Raw genomic sequence first — 15815 nt, 5'->3', positions numbered from 1 at the left:
GGGGTGGCCGGCGCGAGCGAGAGGAGGCGCGCGGTCAGGTCGGCGGTCGGCGTCACGTCGTCCGCGGCGGCGAGCGCCCGGCGTGCGGCACGGGCGGCGGCGAGCTCGCCGGCGCACTGCGGGCAGGTCGCGACGTGCGCGAGCGCGCGCTCGGCCGCTGCCGGCGCGAGCTGCCCGTCGGCCAGGGCGCTGATCCGCGAACCCAGGTGGCTCACGGCGCCCCGACCCGCTCGGTCGGCTCGCGCGTCGGACCCACCGCGTCGTCGTCGTGCGTCAGCGGGGCGCGGTCCTGCAGCGCGACGCGCAGCCGCGCGCGGGCCCGGTGGATGCGCGAGCGCACGGTGCCCATCTTGATGCCGAGCGTCACCGCGATCTCCTCGTACGACAGCCCCTCGATGTCGCACAGCACGACGGCCGCGCGGTAGTCGGGCGGCAGGTCGTCGAGCGCGCGCTGCACGTCGTAGTCGAGGTTGCCGTGCTCGAACGCACGCTCGGGCGCGTGCGGGCCCTCGACGGCCGCGGGGAAGCGGTCGGCGTCGTCGCCCATCGCGTCCATCCGGATGCGCTGCTTGCGGCGCACCTGGTCCAGGAACAGGTTCGTCGTGATGCGGTGCAGCCAGCCCTCGAACGTGCCCGGCGTGAAGCTCGAGAGCGAGCGGAACACCCGGACGAAGACCTCCTGGGTCAGGTCCTCCGCGTCGTGCTGGTTGCCCGTGAGCCGGTACGCGAGGCGGTACACGCGCGCGGAGTGCACGCGGACGATCTCCTCCCAGGACGGAGCCACCCACGGCTCGTCGGGGGTGGTGGTCGTCATGCGGTTCCTCTCGTCGTCCCGGTGACCCAGTGTCCCAGGACCGGGCGGGCCGCGCTCACCACGCGGGTGCGGTCACCCGCGCGCGGGTGCGCGTCCTCTACCCGTGCGAACGCCCGTCCGCGCGATTTCGTTCCGCCGGGTCGCGATCGGCGTCCCGCGGTCCGTCGGGGCGCCGGACTAGGCTCGGCACGGAGGGCCCCCGCAGCCCGAGAGCGGCCCGGGGCGACCCTCGTGCACGACACCACGACACCACGAGCCGAGGAGGCGGACCATCTCGAACGACAAGGCCCAGAGCTGGGTCTACTGCGAGGGCTTCGTGCCCGAGGACGCGACCCTGCTGCGCGCGCGCGAGCGTGCGGGCCAGCTCGGCTGCACCCCCGTCCTCCCGGGGTCGGGCGCCGTGCTCAGCGTGCTCGCCGCCGCCGCGCAGGCCCGCGCCGTCGTCGAGATCGGGACCGGTGCGGGCGTCGGCTCGCTCTACCTGCTGCGCGGCATGCCCGAGGACGGCGTGCTCACGACCATCGACGTCGAGGTCGAGCACCAGCGCGCCGCGAAGGAGGCGTTCGCCGAGGAGGGTCTGCGCTCGACGCGCACGCGCACCATCTCGGGCCGCGCGCTCGACGTGCTCCCGCGCCTCACCGACGGTGGCTACGACCTCGTCTTCGTCGACGCCGACAAGGAGAACCTGCTCGGGTACGTGGAGCAGGCGCTGCGTCTCCTGCGGCGCGGCGGGGTGCTCGCGGTCGACAACGCCCTGTGGCACGACCGGGTCCCGGACCCGGCACGCCGTGACGAGGTCACGACGATCGTGCGCGAGGTCGGGCGGGTCGTGCGTGAGGACGACCGGCTCGTGCCGGCGCTGCTGCCCACGGGCGACGGGCTGCTCACGGCCGTCAAGCGCTGAGCGCACGACCCACCGGGACCAGCGCCGGGCGGGTCAGTCCAGCGCCGCGAGGTACCGCAGGAGGAGACGCGCGCCGTAGCCCGTCGCGCCCTCGGTGACCTCGTGCTTGTCCGACGCCGAGCGCCCGGTGCCGGCGATGTCGAGGTGCGCCCACCGGCGGCTCCCCACGAACTCGCGCAGGAACAGCGCGGCCGTGATGGACCCGCCGCCGATCCGGCCGTCGCTCGGCACGTGCCGCAGGTCGGCGACGTCGGAACGCAGCGCGGGGCGGTAGTCCTCGACCAGCGGCATGTGCCACACCGGTTCGCCCGACTCCGCGGCGGCGGCCTCGAGCGCGGCGACGAGCGCCGGGTCGTTGGCGTAGAGCGCGGCGTGCTGACGCCCCAGGCCGACGCTCGCGGCACCGGTCAGCGTCGCGACGTCGAGGAGGACGTCGGGCGCGAGCTCGGCGTCCGCCCACGCCAGGGCGTCGGCGAGGACGAGGCGGCCCTCGGCGTCGGTGTTGGCGACCTCGACGGTGGTGCCGCCGTGGAGGCGCAGGACGTCGGCCGGGCGGTACGACGCGGCGCCGACGTGGTTCTCGGCGAGCGGCAGGACCGCGGTCACGCGGTGGGGCAGGCCGGACGCGGCGGCGCCGAGCACGACGGCGAGCGCGACGGCGGCGCCCGCCATGTCGGTCTTCATCGGGACCATGGCCTCGCGCGGCTTGATCGAGAGGCCGCCCGTGTCGTACGTGATGCCCTTGCCGACGACGACGACGTGCTGGGGGGTCCGCCCGCTCACGGGGGCCGGGACGTGCTCGACGACCACGAGCCGGGGAGGCGAGGCCGAGCCGGCCCCCACCGCGAGGATGCCCCCGAAGCCCTCGGCCGTGAGCTCGGCGGGCCCGCGCACGTGCACGGTGAGCCCGGCGTCACGCGCGAGACGGCCGGCCTCCTCCGCGACCCAGGCGGGGTTCTTGGTGCTCGACGGGATGTTCGCGAGGTCGCGCACGAGCCACGTCGCGGTCGACCCGACCACGGCGTGCCGGACGGCGTCGGCGACGTCGGGGCCGTGCCCGGCGTCACCGCCCAGGACGAGGAGCTCCTGCGCGGCGGCCTGCCGCTGCTCCGACTCCGGGGTCGACGCCGCGGCGGTCGGCATGCGGTACGCCGCGAGCTGGTACCCCTCGACGAGCGCCGTGACGCGTGCCGCCGAGGTCGGCGTGTGCTCCGCGGCGACCGACGTCACGACCCGCCCGAGCCCGCGGGTCGCCCGTGCGAGCGCGGCGCCCGCACGGCGCAGGTCGGTGGGCGTGCCGGCGCCCACCCCGACCAGCACCAGGCGCGACGGGAGGCCGGACCAGGGCAGCGGGGTGGAACCCACCGGGCGCGGCAGGTGCACGGTGTGCGCCTCGCCCGCGGCACCGGTCAGCCCGGCCCGTTCCGCGAGCTCCGCGAGGTCGATGCCGTAGCGCGCAGCCGCGTCGGCGGTCCCCGCGCGCGGCTGCAGGTCCGTCTCGCCCGGCGCCGCGGGCGCGACGGGCACGGCGAGGGCGTCGACGCCCTCGCCGCCCAGGAGGTCCGTCGTGGCGACGGAACCCTCGACGAGGGTCACGCGGGGCGGCGTGCGCCCTACGGAGGCACCGCCACGCGGCTCGGGTCGCAGCGTCACGACGTCAGGACACGACCGAGGTCAGCGCCTCACCCAGCTCCTGCGCCTCGACGGCGTTGAGCTCGACGACCAGCCGGCCACCGCCCTCGAGCGGGACGCGCATGACGATGCCGCGACCCTCCTTGGTCACCTCGAGCGGGCCGTCACCGGTCCTCGGCTTCATCGCGGCCATGGGGGGCTCTCCTTCACGTCGTTCCTCCCGACCGCCGGCCGCGGCGACGGCAGCGGCGTGGGCCGGGCACGTCGACCACGGCCGCAGGGGCCGGATGTCCATCGACCATTCTAGGTCACACGTCCGACCTGTCCGGGGCACTCGGGGCCGCGCGACCTGCGACGGCACCCCGGCGGCCGTCACGGGGGTGCTCACGGGGGCCAGCCGGTCGGCGGGGTCAGCCGCCACATGTTGTAGACCCACACGACGTGGAGCGTCCCCATGAGCACGACCACGAACGCGAACCACGCCCGCCGGGCCGCGACGGGACGTGTCACGAGCCCCGCCGTCACCGCGCCGAGCGGGAACGCGAGCAGCAGGAAGCGCGCGAGGCTGCTGCCCGGCTCGATCGCCGCGACGATGTACAGCAGGTACGCGGCCGACCACGCGTGCAGCTCGTTGCCGAGCCGCCACGCCGCGGGGACCACGAGCGTCGCGATCACGAGCGCGAAGCCCGCGACGAGCACCCACGGCGCCCAGTCGCCGAACCAGAACCGGGACACGTACCCCCACGGCTCGAACGGCGCGATCTCGCGGACCCCGCGCCAGGCGCCCTGCGTCTGGAGGTACCCGTCGGGCTCCCCGGTCATCCAGCCGCAGATCAGGGGCCACGCGACGCCCGAGACGGCCGCCGTCACGGCGAGCAGCCCGAGCCCCGCGACGTCCCGTCGCTCGAGGCGGTCCGTCCCGCGCCGGGCACCCCACCAGCGCACGAGCGCGTGCACCACGACGACCGCGGCCATGGGCAGCGCGACCGCGCGCGTGAAGCCGAGGGCGAGCACCACGAGCGACGCCCAGGCGTAGCGCCGCTCGACGACGAGCAGCAGCGCCGACGCGACGAGCAGCAGCGCGAGGGACTCGGTGTACGCGACCTGCAGGACCGCGGCGGTCGGGAACAGCCCGAGCAGCGCGACCGTCGCGAGCGGGAGGCCCGGGCGAGCCGCGACCGCCCGCGGCGCACCGCGCTCGACGAGCCGGCGCACGACGACCGCGGCCGCGCAGCCGAGCGCGAGCGCGACGAGCGGCGCGACGACGTACCAGTCCGCGCGGGTCACGAGCATCACGACGCGCACGAGCATCGGGAACAGCGGGAAGAACGCCCACGGGTTCTGCTGGACGAGCCCGTCCTCGCCGCGCGGGAGCTCCGCCGGGTAGCCGTCCTCCGCGATGCCGCGGTACCAGCTCGCGTCCCACATCAGGCCCGTGAACTGCAGGTACGACGGGCGGGCGCCCGTCCAGTAGTTCTCGACCTGGAGCTGCGCGACGGCGACGAGGACGACCGCCGAGAACGCGCGCGTGAGCGCGTACAGCGAGAGCGCCTGGGCCCAGCCGGGCCACGTCCGGGGGTCGGTGCGGCGCCGGGACCGCGCCGGACGCGGACCGGGAGCGGCCACCCCGTCCGTCGTGCTCGCAGCCGCCGGCCCGTCGACCCGCACCCCCGCGAGCGGGGCCGCCGTCGACCCGGACGCCGTCGTGCCCGACGGCTCGCCCGACGCCGGTGCCGGGTGCTCGGTGCTCATGCCAGTCCTCTCACGGCGCGCACGGGCAGCGCGTCGCCTCGGATCGCCGCGACCATGTCGAGGGTCCGCCGGGTCGCGCGCACGTCGTGCACCCGGAACACCCGGGCGCCGAGCCACGCCGCGACCGACGTCGCGGCGAGCGTACCCTCGAGCCGCTCCTCGGGGACGAGGTCGAGCGTCTCGCCCACGAAGTCCTTGCGGGACAGCGCCACGAGCACCGGGTGCCCGAGCGCGACGAGCGCCTGCGTGCGCCGCACGAGGTGCAGCGAGTGCCACGTGTTCTTGCCGAAGTCGTGCGTCGGGTCCACGAGCACGCTCCCCGGCGGGATGCCCAGCCCGACCGCGCGCTCGGCGGCGCGGCGCAGCGTCGCCACGACGTCGAGCACGACGCCGTCGAGCGGGTCGACGTCCGGCCCCATCCCCGCCGGCAGGGGCTCGGGCAGGGGGTCCGGCAGCGGGTACTGCACGCGGAGCGGGTCGGTGCGTGGGGCCGCTCCCCCGGTGTGCGAGCACACGACGCCGAGCCCGTGCTCGGCGGCGACCTCGACGAGGCGCGGGTCGTGGCCGGCCCACGTGTCGTTCACGAGGTCGGCACCCGCGAGCGCCGCGGCCCGGGCGACCTCTGCGCGCCACGTGTCGACCGAGACGAGCAGGTCGGGGTGGCGTGCCCGCACACGCTCCACGAGCGGCAGCACGCGCGAGATCTCCTCGGCGACGTCGACGCGCGGACCTCGCCCGGCACGCACCCCGCCCAGGTCGACGAGGTCGGCGCCCTCCTCCTCGGCGCGCGCCACCGCGGCGTCGGCCGACCGCTCGTCGTGGCGCGCTGCGGCGTAGAAGGAGTCCGGCGTGCGGTTCACGACGGCCATGACGACCGGGCGCCCGGGCCCGAACGTCCGGCCACGGAGCACGACGTCGGCTCCCGCCGCCGGCACCGTCCCCGGTGTCGGGGTGCTCATGCGCGGCCCACGTCAGCGTCCGCGTCCGGGGCGCAGCGGACCGCGGGCGGCACGCCGTCGAGGACCGCCGGGCCCGCGCTCGCACCTCCGCGCGGTCACCGGTCGGGGCTCTGCGCCGCGGCGCGCTGGTCGGCCTCGAGCGCCTGCGCCGCCGCGCGCTCGGCCTCCCGCAGCGCGGCGCCGTGGTCGGTGACGATCTTCACGGCCTCGTCGGCGTCGTCCGTGATGCGCAGGAGCTCGAGGTCGACGGCGCTGATCGTCCCGCGCGCGAGGACCGGGCCGCGCAGCCAGTCGAGCAGCCCCGACCAGTAGTCGCTGCCGAGCAGGATGATCGGGAACTCGGTGACCTTGTGCGTCTGGACGAGCGTGAGCGCCTCGAACAGCTCGTCGAACGTGCCGAAGCCGCCGGGCAGGACCACGAAGCCCTCGGCGTACTTCACGAACATCGTCTTCCGCGCGAAGAAGTACCGGAAGTTCACGCCGAGGTCGACGTAGCGGTTCATGCCCTGCTCGAACGGCAGCTCGATGCCGAGCCCGACCGACAGCCCGCCGGCCTCCTTGGCACCCTTGTTCGCGGACTCCATGATGCCGGGGCCGCCGCCGGTGATGACCGCGTAGCCGGCCTCGACGAGCTTGCGCCCGACCGACTCGCCGAGCGCGTAGTCGGGGTGGTCGACGGCCGTGCGCGCCGAGCCGAACACGCTGACGGCGGGGCCGACCTCCGCGAGCGCGCCGAAGCCCTCCACGAACTCGCTCTGGATGCGCATGACCCGCCACGGGTCGCCGTGGATCCACGAGGCCCCCTCGGAGCGGGACAGGAGGCGCTGGTCCGAGGTCTCGGACGGGACCTGGTCGCCGCGCAGCAGCACGGGACCCTTGCGGTAGCCGTCGCCGGGGCGGGCGATGCCGTCGTCACTCGTCATGCCACCGACTCTAGGCGGCGCACCGCGGGCTCCGCGTGCCGACGGGGCGGTCCGCTCCCGCCGTCCGCGCCGGCCAGCGCGTGCCGCCCCGGCGGCTCACGGCGCTGCGACACTCAGGCCGTGAGCCAGGACCGCAGCGCGTCGTAGCAGGACCGGAGCTGCCACACGGGCAGCCGCTCGTCGTCCTTGTGGGCGAGCATCGGGTCGCCGGGCCCGAAGTTCACGGCGGGGATCCCGAGCGAGGAGAACCGTGCGACGTCGGTCCAGCCGTACTTCGGGGCGGGGGCACCGCCGGTGACCGCGAGCACCGCGTCGGCGAACGCGGCCGCCGTCGGGTCGTCGAGCCCGGGGCGCGCACCCGCCGCCGCGTCGGTGAGCACGACGTCGTAGCCGTCGAGCAGCTCGCGCACGTGCGCGAACGCCTCGTCGACCGAGTGCGACGGCGCGAACCGGTAGTTGACGGTGACGACGCAGCGGTCCGGGATGACGTTCGTCGCCGTCCCGCCGCTCACGAGGACGGCGTTGAGGCTCTCCCGGTAGACGAGCCCGTCGACGTCGACCGACGTGGGCTCGTACGCGGCCAGCCGGCGCAGGACCTCGGCGGCGGCGTGGATCGCGTTGACGCCGGCCCACGCGCGCGCGGAGTGCGCCGCGACCCCCGTGAGCGTCACCTCGGCGCGCAGCGTCCCGTTGCAGCCGCCCTCGAGCCCGCCCGCCGTCGGCTCGCACAGCACCGCGAAGTCGGCCTCGAGCCACTCGGGGTGCTCGCGCGCGATGCGGCCGAGCCCGTTGAGCGACGCCTCGACCTCCTCGTGGTCGTAGAACACCCACGTGACGTCGCGCGTCGGCTCGGTCAGCGCCGCCGCAAGCGCGAGCTGCACGGCGACGCCGCCCTTCATGTCGACCGTCCCGCGGCCCCACAGCTCGGCGTGCGCGCCCTCGCCCACGAGCCGCGTCGGGAGGTTGTCCGCGATCGGCACGGTGTCGATGTGCCCGGCGACGACGACCCGCGAGGGCCGGCCGAGCCGCGTGCGGGCGACCACGGCGTCGCCGTCGCGCAGCACCTCGAGGTGCCCGAACGCGCTCAGCGTCGCCTCGATCGCGTCCGCGAGCGCCGTCTCGTCACCGCTCACCGAGGGGATGTCGCACACCGCGCGGGTCAGGACCGTGAGGTCGGTCCGCAGGTCCAGCGGAGCGGCGGCGACGGCGGCGGTGTCGGCGGGCGTCACCGTCACGGGCTCGCCGGTCGGGGGCTGGGGCACGGCGGGCACGGTCTGCGGGGCGTCGGTCACGTCACCGACCCTACCGACGCGCCGTCTAGGGTTGTCGCCATGACTGCGCGCTCTGCCTGGGGCTTCGGGCTGGCCTCCGTGACCGACGACGGCACGACCCTCGACACCTGGTACCCCTCGCCCGCGCTCGGGACCGCGCCCGAGGGAGCCGCGGCACCGGCCGCGCTGACCGCCGCCGAGCGCCGCGACGACGCCCGCGGGGTGACGACGCGCGTCGTGCTCACCCAGGTCGACCTGGACGCCGCGCCCGCGACCACCGAGGACGCCTACCTGCGGCTGCACCTGCTGTCGCACCGGCTCGTCGCACCCCACGGCCAGAACCTCGACGGCGTCTTCGGCGTGCTGCCGAACGTCGTCTGGACCGACGCGGGCCCGTGCGCGGTCGACGGCTTCGAGGACACGCGCGTGCGGCTGCGCGCAGCGACCGGACGTCCTGTGACGGTGCTCTCGGTCGACAAGTTCCCGCGCATGCTCGACTACGTCGTCCCCTCGGGCGTCCGGGTGGCCGACGCCGACCGCGTACGCCTCGGCGCCCACCTCGCCGCCGGCACGACCGTGATGCACGAGGGCTTCGTCAACTTCAACGCCGGGACGCTCGGCACGTCGATGGTCGAGGGCCGCATCTCCGCGGGCGTCGTCGTCGGGGACGGCAGCGACGTCGGCGGCGGCGCCTCGATCATGGGGACGCTCTCCGGCGGCGGCCGCCAGGTCGTCTCGCTGGGCCGCCGCACGCTGCTCGGCGCGAACTCGGGCCTCGGCATCCCGCTCGGGGACGACTGCGTCGTCGAGGCCGGGCTGTACGTGACCGCGGGCACGAAGGTCACGCTCGTCGGGTTCGACGACGCGGGCACGCAGGACGCGGCCGAGGGCCCGCGCACGGTCAAGGCGCGGGAGCTCGCGGGCGCCTCGGGCGTGCTGTTCCGCCGCAACTCGCTCACCGGCGGTGTCGAGGCCGTCGCGCGCACCGGGGCGGGCGTCGAGCTCAACTCGGCGCTGCACGCGAACTGACCCGCGTGGCCCGTCGCTCCCGGCGCTCGCGCGCCTCCCGTGCGGGGTGCGCCGTCGTGGCGTGCGTCGCCGCGCTCGGTGTCGCCGTGACGGGTGTCGTGGTGCTGCTCCGGCAGGGCGACGGCCCGCCCGTGGTCGCCGAGCGGTGCGCCGCGGTCCTCGACGGCACCGCGTGGTACCTCACGCCCGAGCAGGCCGACAACGCCGCCCTGCTCACCGCGCACGGGCTGGACCGCGGCCTCCCCGCACGCGCGGCGACGATCGCGATCGCGACCGCGCTGCAGGAGTCGAAGCTCAGCAACATCACCTACGGCGACCGCGACTCCCTCGGGCTGTTCCAGCAGCGGCCGTCGCAGGGCTGGGGCACGCCCGAGGAGATCATGGACCCGGTCCACGCGACCGGACGGTTCTACGACGGCCTCGTCCAGGTCCCCGGGTACGAGGCCCTCCCGATCACCGAGGCCGCGCAGGCCGTCCAGCGCTCGGGGTACCCCGACGCGTACGCGCAGCACGAGGGCCGCGCCCGCGCGTGGGCCTCGGCCCTCGCCGGCTGGTCGCCCGCGACCCTCACGTGCACCCTGCGCGACCCGGACGGCCCCGGCTCCCCGGAGACGTTCGCGCAGCACCTCGCGCGCGACCACGGGGAGCTGACCGTCTCCTCGGCCGCGGACGCCCCGGGCGAGCTCGTCGTCGACGCGCGCCCGGTCGGCACGGGCACGCCCGAGGAGGACGTGCGGGCCGGCTGGGCGCTCGCGCAGTGGGCCGTCGCCGTCGCGCGGCCCGAGGCCGTCACGCGGGTCCGCACGCTCGACCAGGTGTGGGACCGCGCCTCGGGCGAGTGGGCCGTCGCCGACGCCTCGGCGCTGCCCGCGGGCGAGGTGCGCGTGACGCTCGCCGGGCCCTGACCGCGCCGCACGGCCACGTCTCGCGAACGGGCGGCAGGACGCCACCGCCACCGGTCCGCGCGCCGGTCCGCGCGACGCCCGCCGGGGCTCGTGCGGACACCACGACGTCCGTCCGCCTGGTGCCGGGCAGCACGACGGCCGCCGGGCCGCGTCCGAGGACGTGGCCCGACGGCCGTGGGCCGTGCGACGCGCAGGGTCAGCGCTGCGACAGGTCCTGGTAGTCGCGCTCCGTCGCCCCGGTGTAGATCTGCCGCGGGCGGCCGATCTTCGTCTGCGGGTCGTTCATCATCTCGCGCCACTGCGCGATCCAGCCGGGCATCCGGCCGAGCGCGAACAGCGGCGTGAACATCGAGTCCGAGAAGCCCATGGCCTTGTAGATCAGCCCGGTGTAGAAGTCGACGTTCGGGTAGAGCTTGCGCGAGATGAAGTACTCGTCGTTGAGCGCGATCTCCTCGAGGCGCATCGCGATGTCGAGCAGCTCGTCGTTCTTGCCGAGCGCCGAGAGCACCGCGTCGGCGCTCTGCTTCACGATCGCCGCGCGCGGGTCGTAGTTCTTGTAGACCCGGTGCCCGAAGCCCATGAGGCGGACGCCGTCCTCCTTGTCCTTCACGCGGCGCATGAAGTCGGTCGCGTCGCCGCCGTTCGCCTTGATCTCGTCGAGCATCTTGAGCACGGCCTCGTTGGCGCCGCCGTGCAGCGGACCGGAGAGCGCGTTGATGCCCGCGGCGACCGAGGCGTAGAGGTTCGCGTGGCTCGACCCGACGATGCGGACCGTGGACGTCGAGCAGTTCTGCTCGTGGTCGGCGTGCAGGATGAGCAGCTTCTCGAGCGCGCTGACGACGACCGGGTCGGACTCGTACTGCATGTACGGGACCGCGAACGTCATGCGCAGGAAGTCCTCGACGTACCCGCGCGAGTAGTCCGGGTAGAGCAGCGGCTCGCCGCGGGACGTGCGGTGCAGGTACGACGTGATCGTGCGCGTCTTCGCGAGGATGAGGACCGTCGCCAGCTCGACCGTCTCCGGGTCGAACGGGTCGAGGGACTCCGGGTAGAACGTCGACAGCGCGTTGATCGCCGAGGACATGACCGCCATCGGGTGCCCGTTGCGCGGGAACGTCCCCATGAACGTGCGGAAGTCCTCGTGCACGAGGGTGTGGCGGTTGACCCGCTCGACGAACGCGTCGTGCTCCTCGCGCGTCGGCAGCTCGCCGTGGATGAGCAGGTACGCGACCTCGAGGAACGTCGAGTGCTCGGCGAGCTGGTCGATCGGGTACCCGCGGTAGCGCAGGATCCCCTCGTCGCCGTCGATGTAGGTGATCTGCGACTCGCAGGACGCGGTGTTCATGAAGCCCGGGTCGACCGTGACCATCCCGGTGTCGCGCAGCAGGCTCGAGACCACGATGCCGTTGTTGCCCTCGGTGGCCGGGACGACGGGCAGCTCCCGTGTGACTCCGTCCGCGATCAGCTGGACGGGGGCGATGCCGGCATCGGACATGGTGTTCCTCCCTGCGACTCATGGGCAGTGCTCTGTGTGCGTGCCTGGTGTCGCGGCTCGCGGCCTGTCCGGCCGGTGGACGGCCCTCGTTGGCCACCCCGACGGTACCTGCGGGTGAGGCGTGATGACCAATCCTTGACGCCGCACGTATCACTGTGTGACCACGGTCACAGCCGCCGACCGCGGTCAGCTGTCCCGGACGAGGTCAGGGGCCGGATGCGGCGAGCCGCCGGGCCGCCTCCGCGACGCGGTCGTCCGGTGCCGTGAGCGCGATGCGCACGTGCCCGGCCGCCGCCCTGCCGTAGAACTCCCCGGGCGCGACGAGGACGCCGAGGTCGGCCAGCCGGGCCACGACGTCCCAGCAGCCCTGCGCGCGGTCCACCGGCCGCGCCCACAGGTACAGACCCGCGGGCGACCCGTCGAGCTCGAGGCCGGCTCCGGCGAGCGCCGGGGCGAGGACCTCGCGTCGCCGCCGGTACCGCTCGCGCTGATCGTCGACGTGCGCGTCGTCGAGCAGGGCCGCCGCCATCGCGGCCTGGACCGGCCCCGGCACGATCATGCCCGCGTGCTTGCGCGTCTCCAGCAGCCCCGCCACGACGGCGACGTCCCCCGCGACGAACGCCGCGCGGTAGCCCGCGAGGTTCGACTGCTTCGACAGGGAGTACACGGCGAGCAGACCCGTGACGTCCCCGCCGCTGACCCGTGGGTCCAGCACGCTCGGCACGCCACCGGACAGCCAGGGCTCCTCCCACGGCATCTCGGCGTAGCACTCGTCCGACGCCACGACGACCGGGCGCCCGGTCCGCCGGGCCGCGGCGCGCGCCGCCACGACGACCGCCCGCAGCTCCTCGGCCGAGAGCACGCTCCCGTCCGGGTTGCCGGGCGAGTTGAGCCACACGAGCCGCACGTCGTCCGCGCCGGGCGTCGCCGGGTCGAGCAGGTGCACCGGGTCGTCGGAGGGCACCGGGACCGCGCCCGCGAGCCGGGCACCCACGTCGTACGTGGGGTACGCCGTCGCCGGGTGCACGACGACGTCACCCTCCCCGAGGCCGAGCAGCGACGGCAGCCAGGCGACGAGCTCCTTCGAGCCCACCGTCGGCAGCACGCCGGCCGGGTCGAGCCCGGGCACGCCGCGACGCCGCGCGAACCACGCCACGACGGCCTCGCGCAGCTCGCGCGTGCCGTGCGTCGTCGGGTAGCCCGGCGAGTCCGCCGCCGCCGTCAGCGCGTCGCGCACGACCGGGGGCGTCGGGTCGACGGGCGTCCCCACGGACAGGTCGACGATGCCCCCGGCGTGTGCGCGCGCCTTCTCGGCGAACGGGACGAGGCTGTCCCAGGGGAAGTCCGGCAGGTCTCCGGTGCGCAGGCCCATCGGGCGCGCGGTCAGGCTTCGTGCACCTGGAGCGGGAGCGTCGCGATGATCGGGTGGTCCTTCTGGATCTCCCCCATCTTCGCGGCACCGCCCGGCGAGCCCAGGTCGTCGAAGAACTCGACGTTGGCCTTGTAGTACTCGCTCCACTGCTCCGGGACGTCGTCCTCGTAGTAGATGGCCTCCACGGGGCAGACGGGCTCGCACGCACCGCAGTCGACGCACTCGTCGGGGTGGATGTACAGCGACCGCTTGCCCTCGTAGATGCAGTCCACGGGACACTCCTCGATGCACGCCTTGTCCTTGACGTCCACGCAAGGCTGGGCGATCACATACGTCACGGTCGGTCCTCCCGGGGCCCGGCTGGGCGGTCAGGGGTGCCTGGCGGCCCTGCCCCGGGTAGGGGTCGCAGGCCGTGGCACGGGTACGGGACCTAGTATCCACCAGGTGCGCAGGTCGGTGTCGTGGTGTCCATCACCGGGTGAGGTGTCGTGAGCGGCGCCGGGGAGCCCGGGGTCGCGTGGCGCGCCTGGGCCGTCGGCACCCGCGTCGTCGTGCGGCGCCGGCTCGGCCCCGAGGACGACCACCTGTACACCGACGTCCTCGGCGAGCTCACGCGGGTCGACGACGACGGCGTGCAGGTGGAGACGCGCCGCGGTCCGGTCGACGTCCCCGGGTCCGAGATCGTGCTCGGCAAGGTGGTTCCGCCCGCGCCCCCGCGCCGGCCGCGCTGAGGCGTCGCGGGCGTCCGACGGCGTCGACCCACCGGCCGGGAGCCCGCGGGCCGCGCCCACCTGCGGGCACTCCGACCCGCGGGCCACCTGCCGGCACGCCGACCCACCGCCCACGTGCGGGTGAGTCAGCCCGCGGGTGCGGTCGGCGCTGCGGGCGCCGTCGGTGCCGCGCCGCAGATCACGCGGTTCTGCGGCTTGTACTTCCACGTGAACGACTCGGTGTCCTTGAGCTGCCCCTCGAGGAACAGCTTGCGCGTCGTGGTCACCGTGAAGCCCGGATTGCCGGCCGACTGGGGCTCGCACGTCGGGGACTGCGAGTACGTGGTCGTCGGGCTCACCACGCCGGAGCGCCCGCTCGTCGTCGACTCGACGGTCCAGTACTTGGTCCCCCAGATGCGCACGTGCACCCGGCCGCCCTCGACGTAGCCCTGCACCAGCGCGCCGTACGGGGTGTTGTTCTTCCACCGCATGTCGAGCGTCCCGGTGTAGATCGTCGCCTCCCGACCCTCCGGGTAGCGCGCGAACCACTCGGAGTGCGGCCGGTGCTCGACGTCCTCGAAGCCCGCGAAGTGGGCGGCGTTGAACGTCGTCGTCGAGATCTGCGACAGCCCGCCGCCCATCCCGTCGACGTGCTCTCCGTTGACGATCACCCCCGCGGTCTGGAACCCGTTGGCGGCCGTGATCGGGCCGAGCGCCTCCGTGAGGCTGAAGGTCTCGCCGGGCTCGACGAGCGTCCCGGTGATGTTCCGGGCGCCGTTGGCGATGTTCGCCGTGCGTCGCGGCTCGCTCGTGAGGGGTGTCGAGAACTCCGACACGATCTCCTTGATGCCCAGGGCCTCGAGCTTCGCGGTCGACTCGGCCGGGTCCGTCTCGACCAGCTCGACGGCCGCGGTGCGCTGGTCACCGGTCGCCGCGGTCGTGACCGCCTGCGCGAGAGCCGTCGGGTCGAGCGTTGTCCCCGGCTTCCCCGGCACGATGACGGGCGCACCGCCCTGGAACTCGAAGTGGGCGTCCGCGGACTCGGTGAGCAGGTTCGTCGTCCGGGTGAGGACCGCCTCGGAGAGCTTCGCACCGTCGAGCTGGAGCTCGAGGTCCGAGGCGACGGGCACCATGCTGGCGGCACCCGCGACCACGTCCGCGGGGATCTCGACGCGCTGGCCGCCGACCTCGACGACCACGGGCGCCGCGACCACGCGCTGCGCGACGTTCGTCAGCGCCGCCTCGGTCTCCTCCTGCGTGATGTCGGGCGCGACGGGCGTCGTGCGCAGCTCGAGCGGCTGCTCGTCCGTGAGCCAGCGCGTCCGCAGCACCTCGGTCGCGTCGTCCACGTCGAGCGCCCAGCCGTCGGCCGCGTCCGTCGCGTGCGCGTCGCCGTCCGCGAAGACGACGCCGCCGTCCACGGGCGCGAGCGTCAGCGTCCCGGTGAGGTCGTCGACCGCCGCCTCGAGCGCCGACGCGTCGACGTCCGTGACGGGAGCGTGCTCGTCGACCCCGAACAGGTGCTGCCACAGCCGCTGGGGGTCGAGGTCGAGGCCCGTGAGCTGGTCGACCGTCTCGGCCGCGTCGAACGCGAGGCCCGCGGTCGCGGGCTCCACGGTCGCGACGACGTCGCCGGCCGTGACCGTGACGGGTGACGTGGCGGTGTCCCCGAGCTGCTGCTCGAGCTCGGCACGGGCCTGCTCGGCCGGCATGCCGCCGATCTGCACGCCCGCGACGGTCGCGCCGCGCGGCACGCGGTCCGCGAGCGCGTACGCCGCGCCGACGTAGGCCGCGCCGAGGAGGAGCACGACGACGCCGACGACGAGGAGCACCTTCGGCCAGCGCCGACGCGGCTCGTAGTCCTCGAACTCGTCGATCGGCGACGGGCGGTGCTCGGGGTCCTCGTCGCGGGGCTGCGGGGCGGCTGCGTCACGGGTCGGCGACGCGGTGGCCGGGCCGTCGCCGTGCGGGGACGCTGCGGGGCGGGCGGAGGACGCCGCGGCGGCGTTCTGCGCGGCGGACGTGGAGGAGGCGGCGGGGGTCGAGGAC

16 protein-coding genes are annotated in these 15815 nt (G+C 75.0%); 4 read left to right on the top strand and 12 right to left on the bottom strand.

Going from position 1 to position 15815, the window contains the following annotated elements; translation table 11 throughout:
* A partial coding sequence (locus AB6N24_RS20060) for a zf-HC2 domain-containing protein (protein ID WP_412871136.1) occupies positions 1–215 on the bottom strand: 215 nt, incomplete at its 3' end.
* Complete coding sequence (gene sigE / locus AB6N24_RS20055; protein ID WP_412871135.1) at positions 212–814, bottom strand: RNA polymerase sigma factor SigE; 603 nt, start codon at positions 812–814, stop codon at positions 212–214. The genes sigE and AB6N24_RS20060, both read right to left, overlap by 4 nt.
* 271 nt (positions 815–1085) lie before the next feature.
* Here sigE and AB6N24_RS20050 point away from each other — a divergent pair, with 271 nt between their 5' ends.
* Positions 1086–1718 carry an O-methyltransferase gene (locus AB6N24_RS20050; RefSeq protein ID WP_412871138.1) on the top strand — a complete coding sequence of 211 codons (633 nt, stop codon included), beginning with the start codon at positions 1086–1088 and terminating at the stop codon, positions 1716–1718.
* A 33-nt stretch (positions 1719–1751) separates the two neighbouring features.
* On the opposite strand, the gene AB6N24_RS20045 is transcribed toward AB6N24_RS20050, so the two are convergent.
* From AB6N24_RS20045 to dapE, 6 genes are all read right to left on the bottom strand, one after another.
* Complete coding sequence (locus tag AB6N24_RS20045) at positions 1752–3314, bottom strand: leucyl aminopeptidase family protein (RefSeq protein WP_412871134.1); 1563 nt, start codon at positions 3312–3314, stop codon at positions 1752–1754.
* Positions 3315–3375: 61 nt separating this feature from the next.
* The gene (locus AB6N24_RS20040) at positions 3376–3543 is read right to left on the bottom strand and encodes a DUF3117 domain-containing protein (RefSeq protein WP_258723968.1); all 168 of its coding nucleotides are present in this window, start codon (positions 3541–3543) and stop codon (positions 3376–3378) included.
* Between the two features lie 191 nt (positions 3544–3734).
* A complete protein-coding gene (locus AB6N24_RS20035; protein WP_412871133.1) occupies positions 3735–5102 on the bottom strand; it encodes a hypothetical protein in 1368 nt (455 codons plus the stop codon).
* A complete protein-coding gene (gene folP, locus AB6N24_RS20030; RefSeq protein ID WP_412871132.1) occupies positions 5099–6061 on the bottom strand; it encodes a dihydropteroate synthase in 963 nt (320 codons plus the stop codon). The genes AB6N24_RS20035 and folP overlap by 4 nt, the downstream gene beginning before the upstream one ends.
* Before the next feature lie 95 nt (positions 6062–6156).
* Positions 6157–6984, bottom strand: a complete 828-nt coding sequence (locus tag AB6N24_RS20025; RefSeq protein ID WP_412871131.1) for an LOG family protein — start codon at positions 6982–6984, stop codon at positions 6157–6159.
* Between the two features lie 113 nt (positions 6985–7097).
* Positions 7098–8219: a succinyl-diaminopimelate desuccinylase gene (gene dapE / locus AB6N24_RS20020; RefSeq protein WP_412871137.1), complete on the bottom strand. Its 1122-nt coding sequence runs from the start codon at positions 8217–8219 to the stop codon at positions 7098–7100.
* 96 nt (positions 8220–8315) lie between these two features.
* Between dapE and dapD the strand changes: the two genes are divergently transcribed.
* Both dapD and AB6N24_RS20010 read left to right on the top strand, forming a co-directional pair.
* Positions 8316–9284: a 2,3,4,5-tetrahydropyridine-2,6-dicarboxylate N-succinyltransferase gene (gene dapD, locus AB6N24_RS20015; protein ID WP_412871130.1), complete on the top strand. Its 969-nt coding sequence runs from the start codon at positions 8316–8318 to the stop codon at positions 9282–9284.
* Positions 9285–9289: 5 nt separating this feature from the next.
* Positions 9290–10189 carry a hypothetical protein gene (locus tag AB6N24_RS20010; RefSeq protein WP_412871129.1) on the top strand — a complete coding sequence of 300 codons (900 nt, stop codon included), beginning with the start codon at positions 9290–9292 and terminating at the stop codon, positions 10187–10189.
* Between the two features lie 196 nt (positions 10190–10385).
* Here AB6N24_RS20010 and AB6N24_RS20005 read toward each other — a convergent pair whose 3' ends face one another.
* The 3 genes from AB6N24_RS20005 to fdxA all read right to left on the bottom strand — a co-directional run bounded on the left by AB6N24_RS20005 (position 10386) and on the right by fdxA (position 13394).
* Positions 10386–11684 carry a citrate synthase gene (locus tag AB6N24_RS20005; RefSeq protein ID WP_412871128.1) on the bottom strand — a complete coding sequence of 433 codons (1299 nt, stop codon included), beginning with the start codon at positions 11682–11684 and terminating at the stop codon, positions 10386–10388.
* A 205-nt stretch (positions 11685–11889) separates the two neighbouring features.
* Positions 11890–13056, bottom strand: a complete 1167-nt coding sequence (gene dapC, locus AB6N24_RS20000) for a succinyldiaminopimelate transaminase (RefSeq protein WP_412871127.1) — start codon at positions 13054–13056, stop codon at positions 11890–11892.
* An 11-nt stretch (positions 13057–13067) separates the two neighbouring features.
* Entirely contained in the window at positions 13068–13394 is a 327-nt protein-coding gene (fdxA, locus tag AB6N24_RS19995; RefSeq protein WP_034633125.1) for a ferredoxin, read from the bottom strand.
* A gap of 150 nt (positions 13395–13544) precedes the next feature.
* Here fdxA and AB6N24_RS19990 point away from each other — a divergent pair, with 150 nt between their 5' ends.
* Positions 13545–13787: a putative acetyltransferase gene (locus AB6N24_RS19990; RefSeq protein ID WP_412871126.1), complete on the top strand. Its 243-nt coding sequence runs from the start codon at positions 13545–13547 to the stop codon at positions 13785–13787.
* A 125-nt stretch (positions 13788–13912) separates the two neighbouring features.
* Here AB6N24_RS19990 and AB6N24_RS19985 read toward each other — a convergent pair.
* Positions 13913–15815: VanW family protein (locus tag AB6N24_RS19985; RefSeq protein ID WP_412871125.1), on the bottom strand; the 1903-nt coding region annotated here is incomplete at its 5' end.

The organism is Cellulomonas jepli, from assembly GCF_047229345.1.
In the GTDB taxonomy this organism is placed as follows: Bacteria; Actinomycetota; Actinomycetes; order Actinomycetales; family Cellulomonadaceae; genus Cellulomonas_A.
Note: the sequence above shows the minus strand (reverse complement) of the source record. Positions and strands in the feature narration are given on the sequence as shown.

Coding starts and splice junctions, on each gene's coding strand:
- sigE (WP_412871135.1), bottom strand. CDS start 814: ATGACGACCACCACCCCCGACGAGCCGTGGGTGGCTCCGTCCTGGGAG.
- AB6N24_RS20040 (WP_258723968.1), bottom strand. CDS start 3,543: ATGGCCGCGATGAAGCCGAGGACCGGTGACGGCCCGCTCGAGGTGACC.
- AB6N24_RS20035 (WP_412871133.1), bottom strand. CDS start 5,102: ATGAGCACCGAGCACCCGGCACCGGCGTCGGGCGAGCCGTCGGGCACG.
- folP (WP_412871132.1), bottom strand. CDS start 6,061: ATGAGCACCCCGACACCGGGGACGGTGCCGGCGGCGGGAGCCGACGTC.
- AB6N24_RS20025 (WP_412871131.1), bottom strand. CDS start 6,984: ATGACGAGTGACGACGGCATCGCCCGCCCCGGCGACGGCTACCGCAAG.
- dapD (WP_412871130.1), top strand. CDS start 8,316: ATGACTGCGCGCTCTGCCTGGGGCTTCGGGCTGGCCTCCGTGACCGAC.
- AB6N24_RS20005 (WP_412871128.1), bottom strand. CDS start 11,684: ATGTCCGATGCCGGCATCGCCCCCGTCCAGCTGATCGCGGACGGAGTC.
- dapC (WP_412871127.1), bottom strand. CDS start 13,056: ATGGGCCTGCGCACCGGAGACCTGCCGGACTTCCCCTGGGACAGCCTC.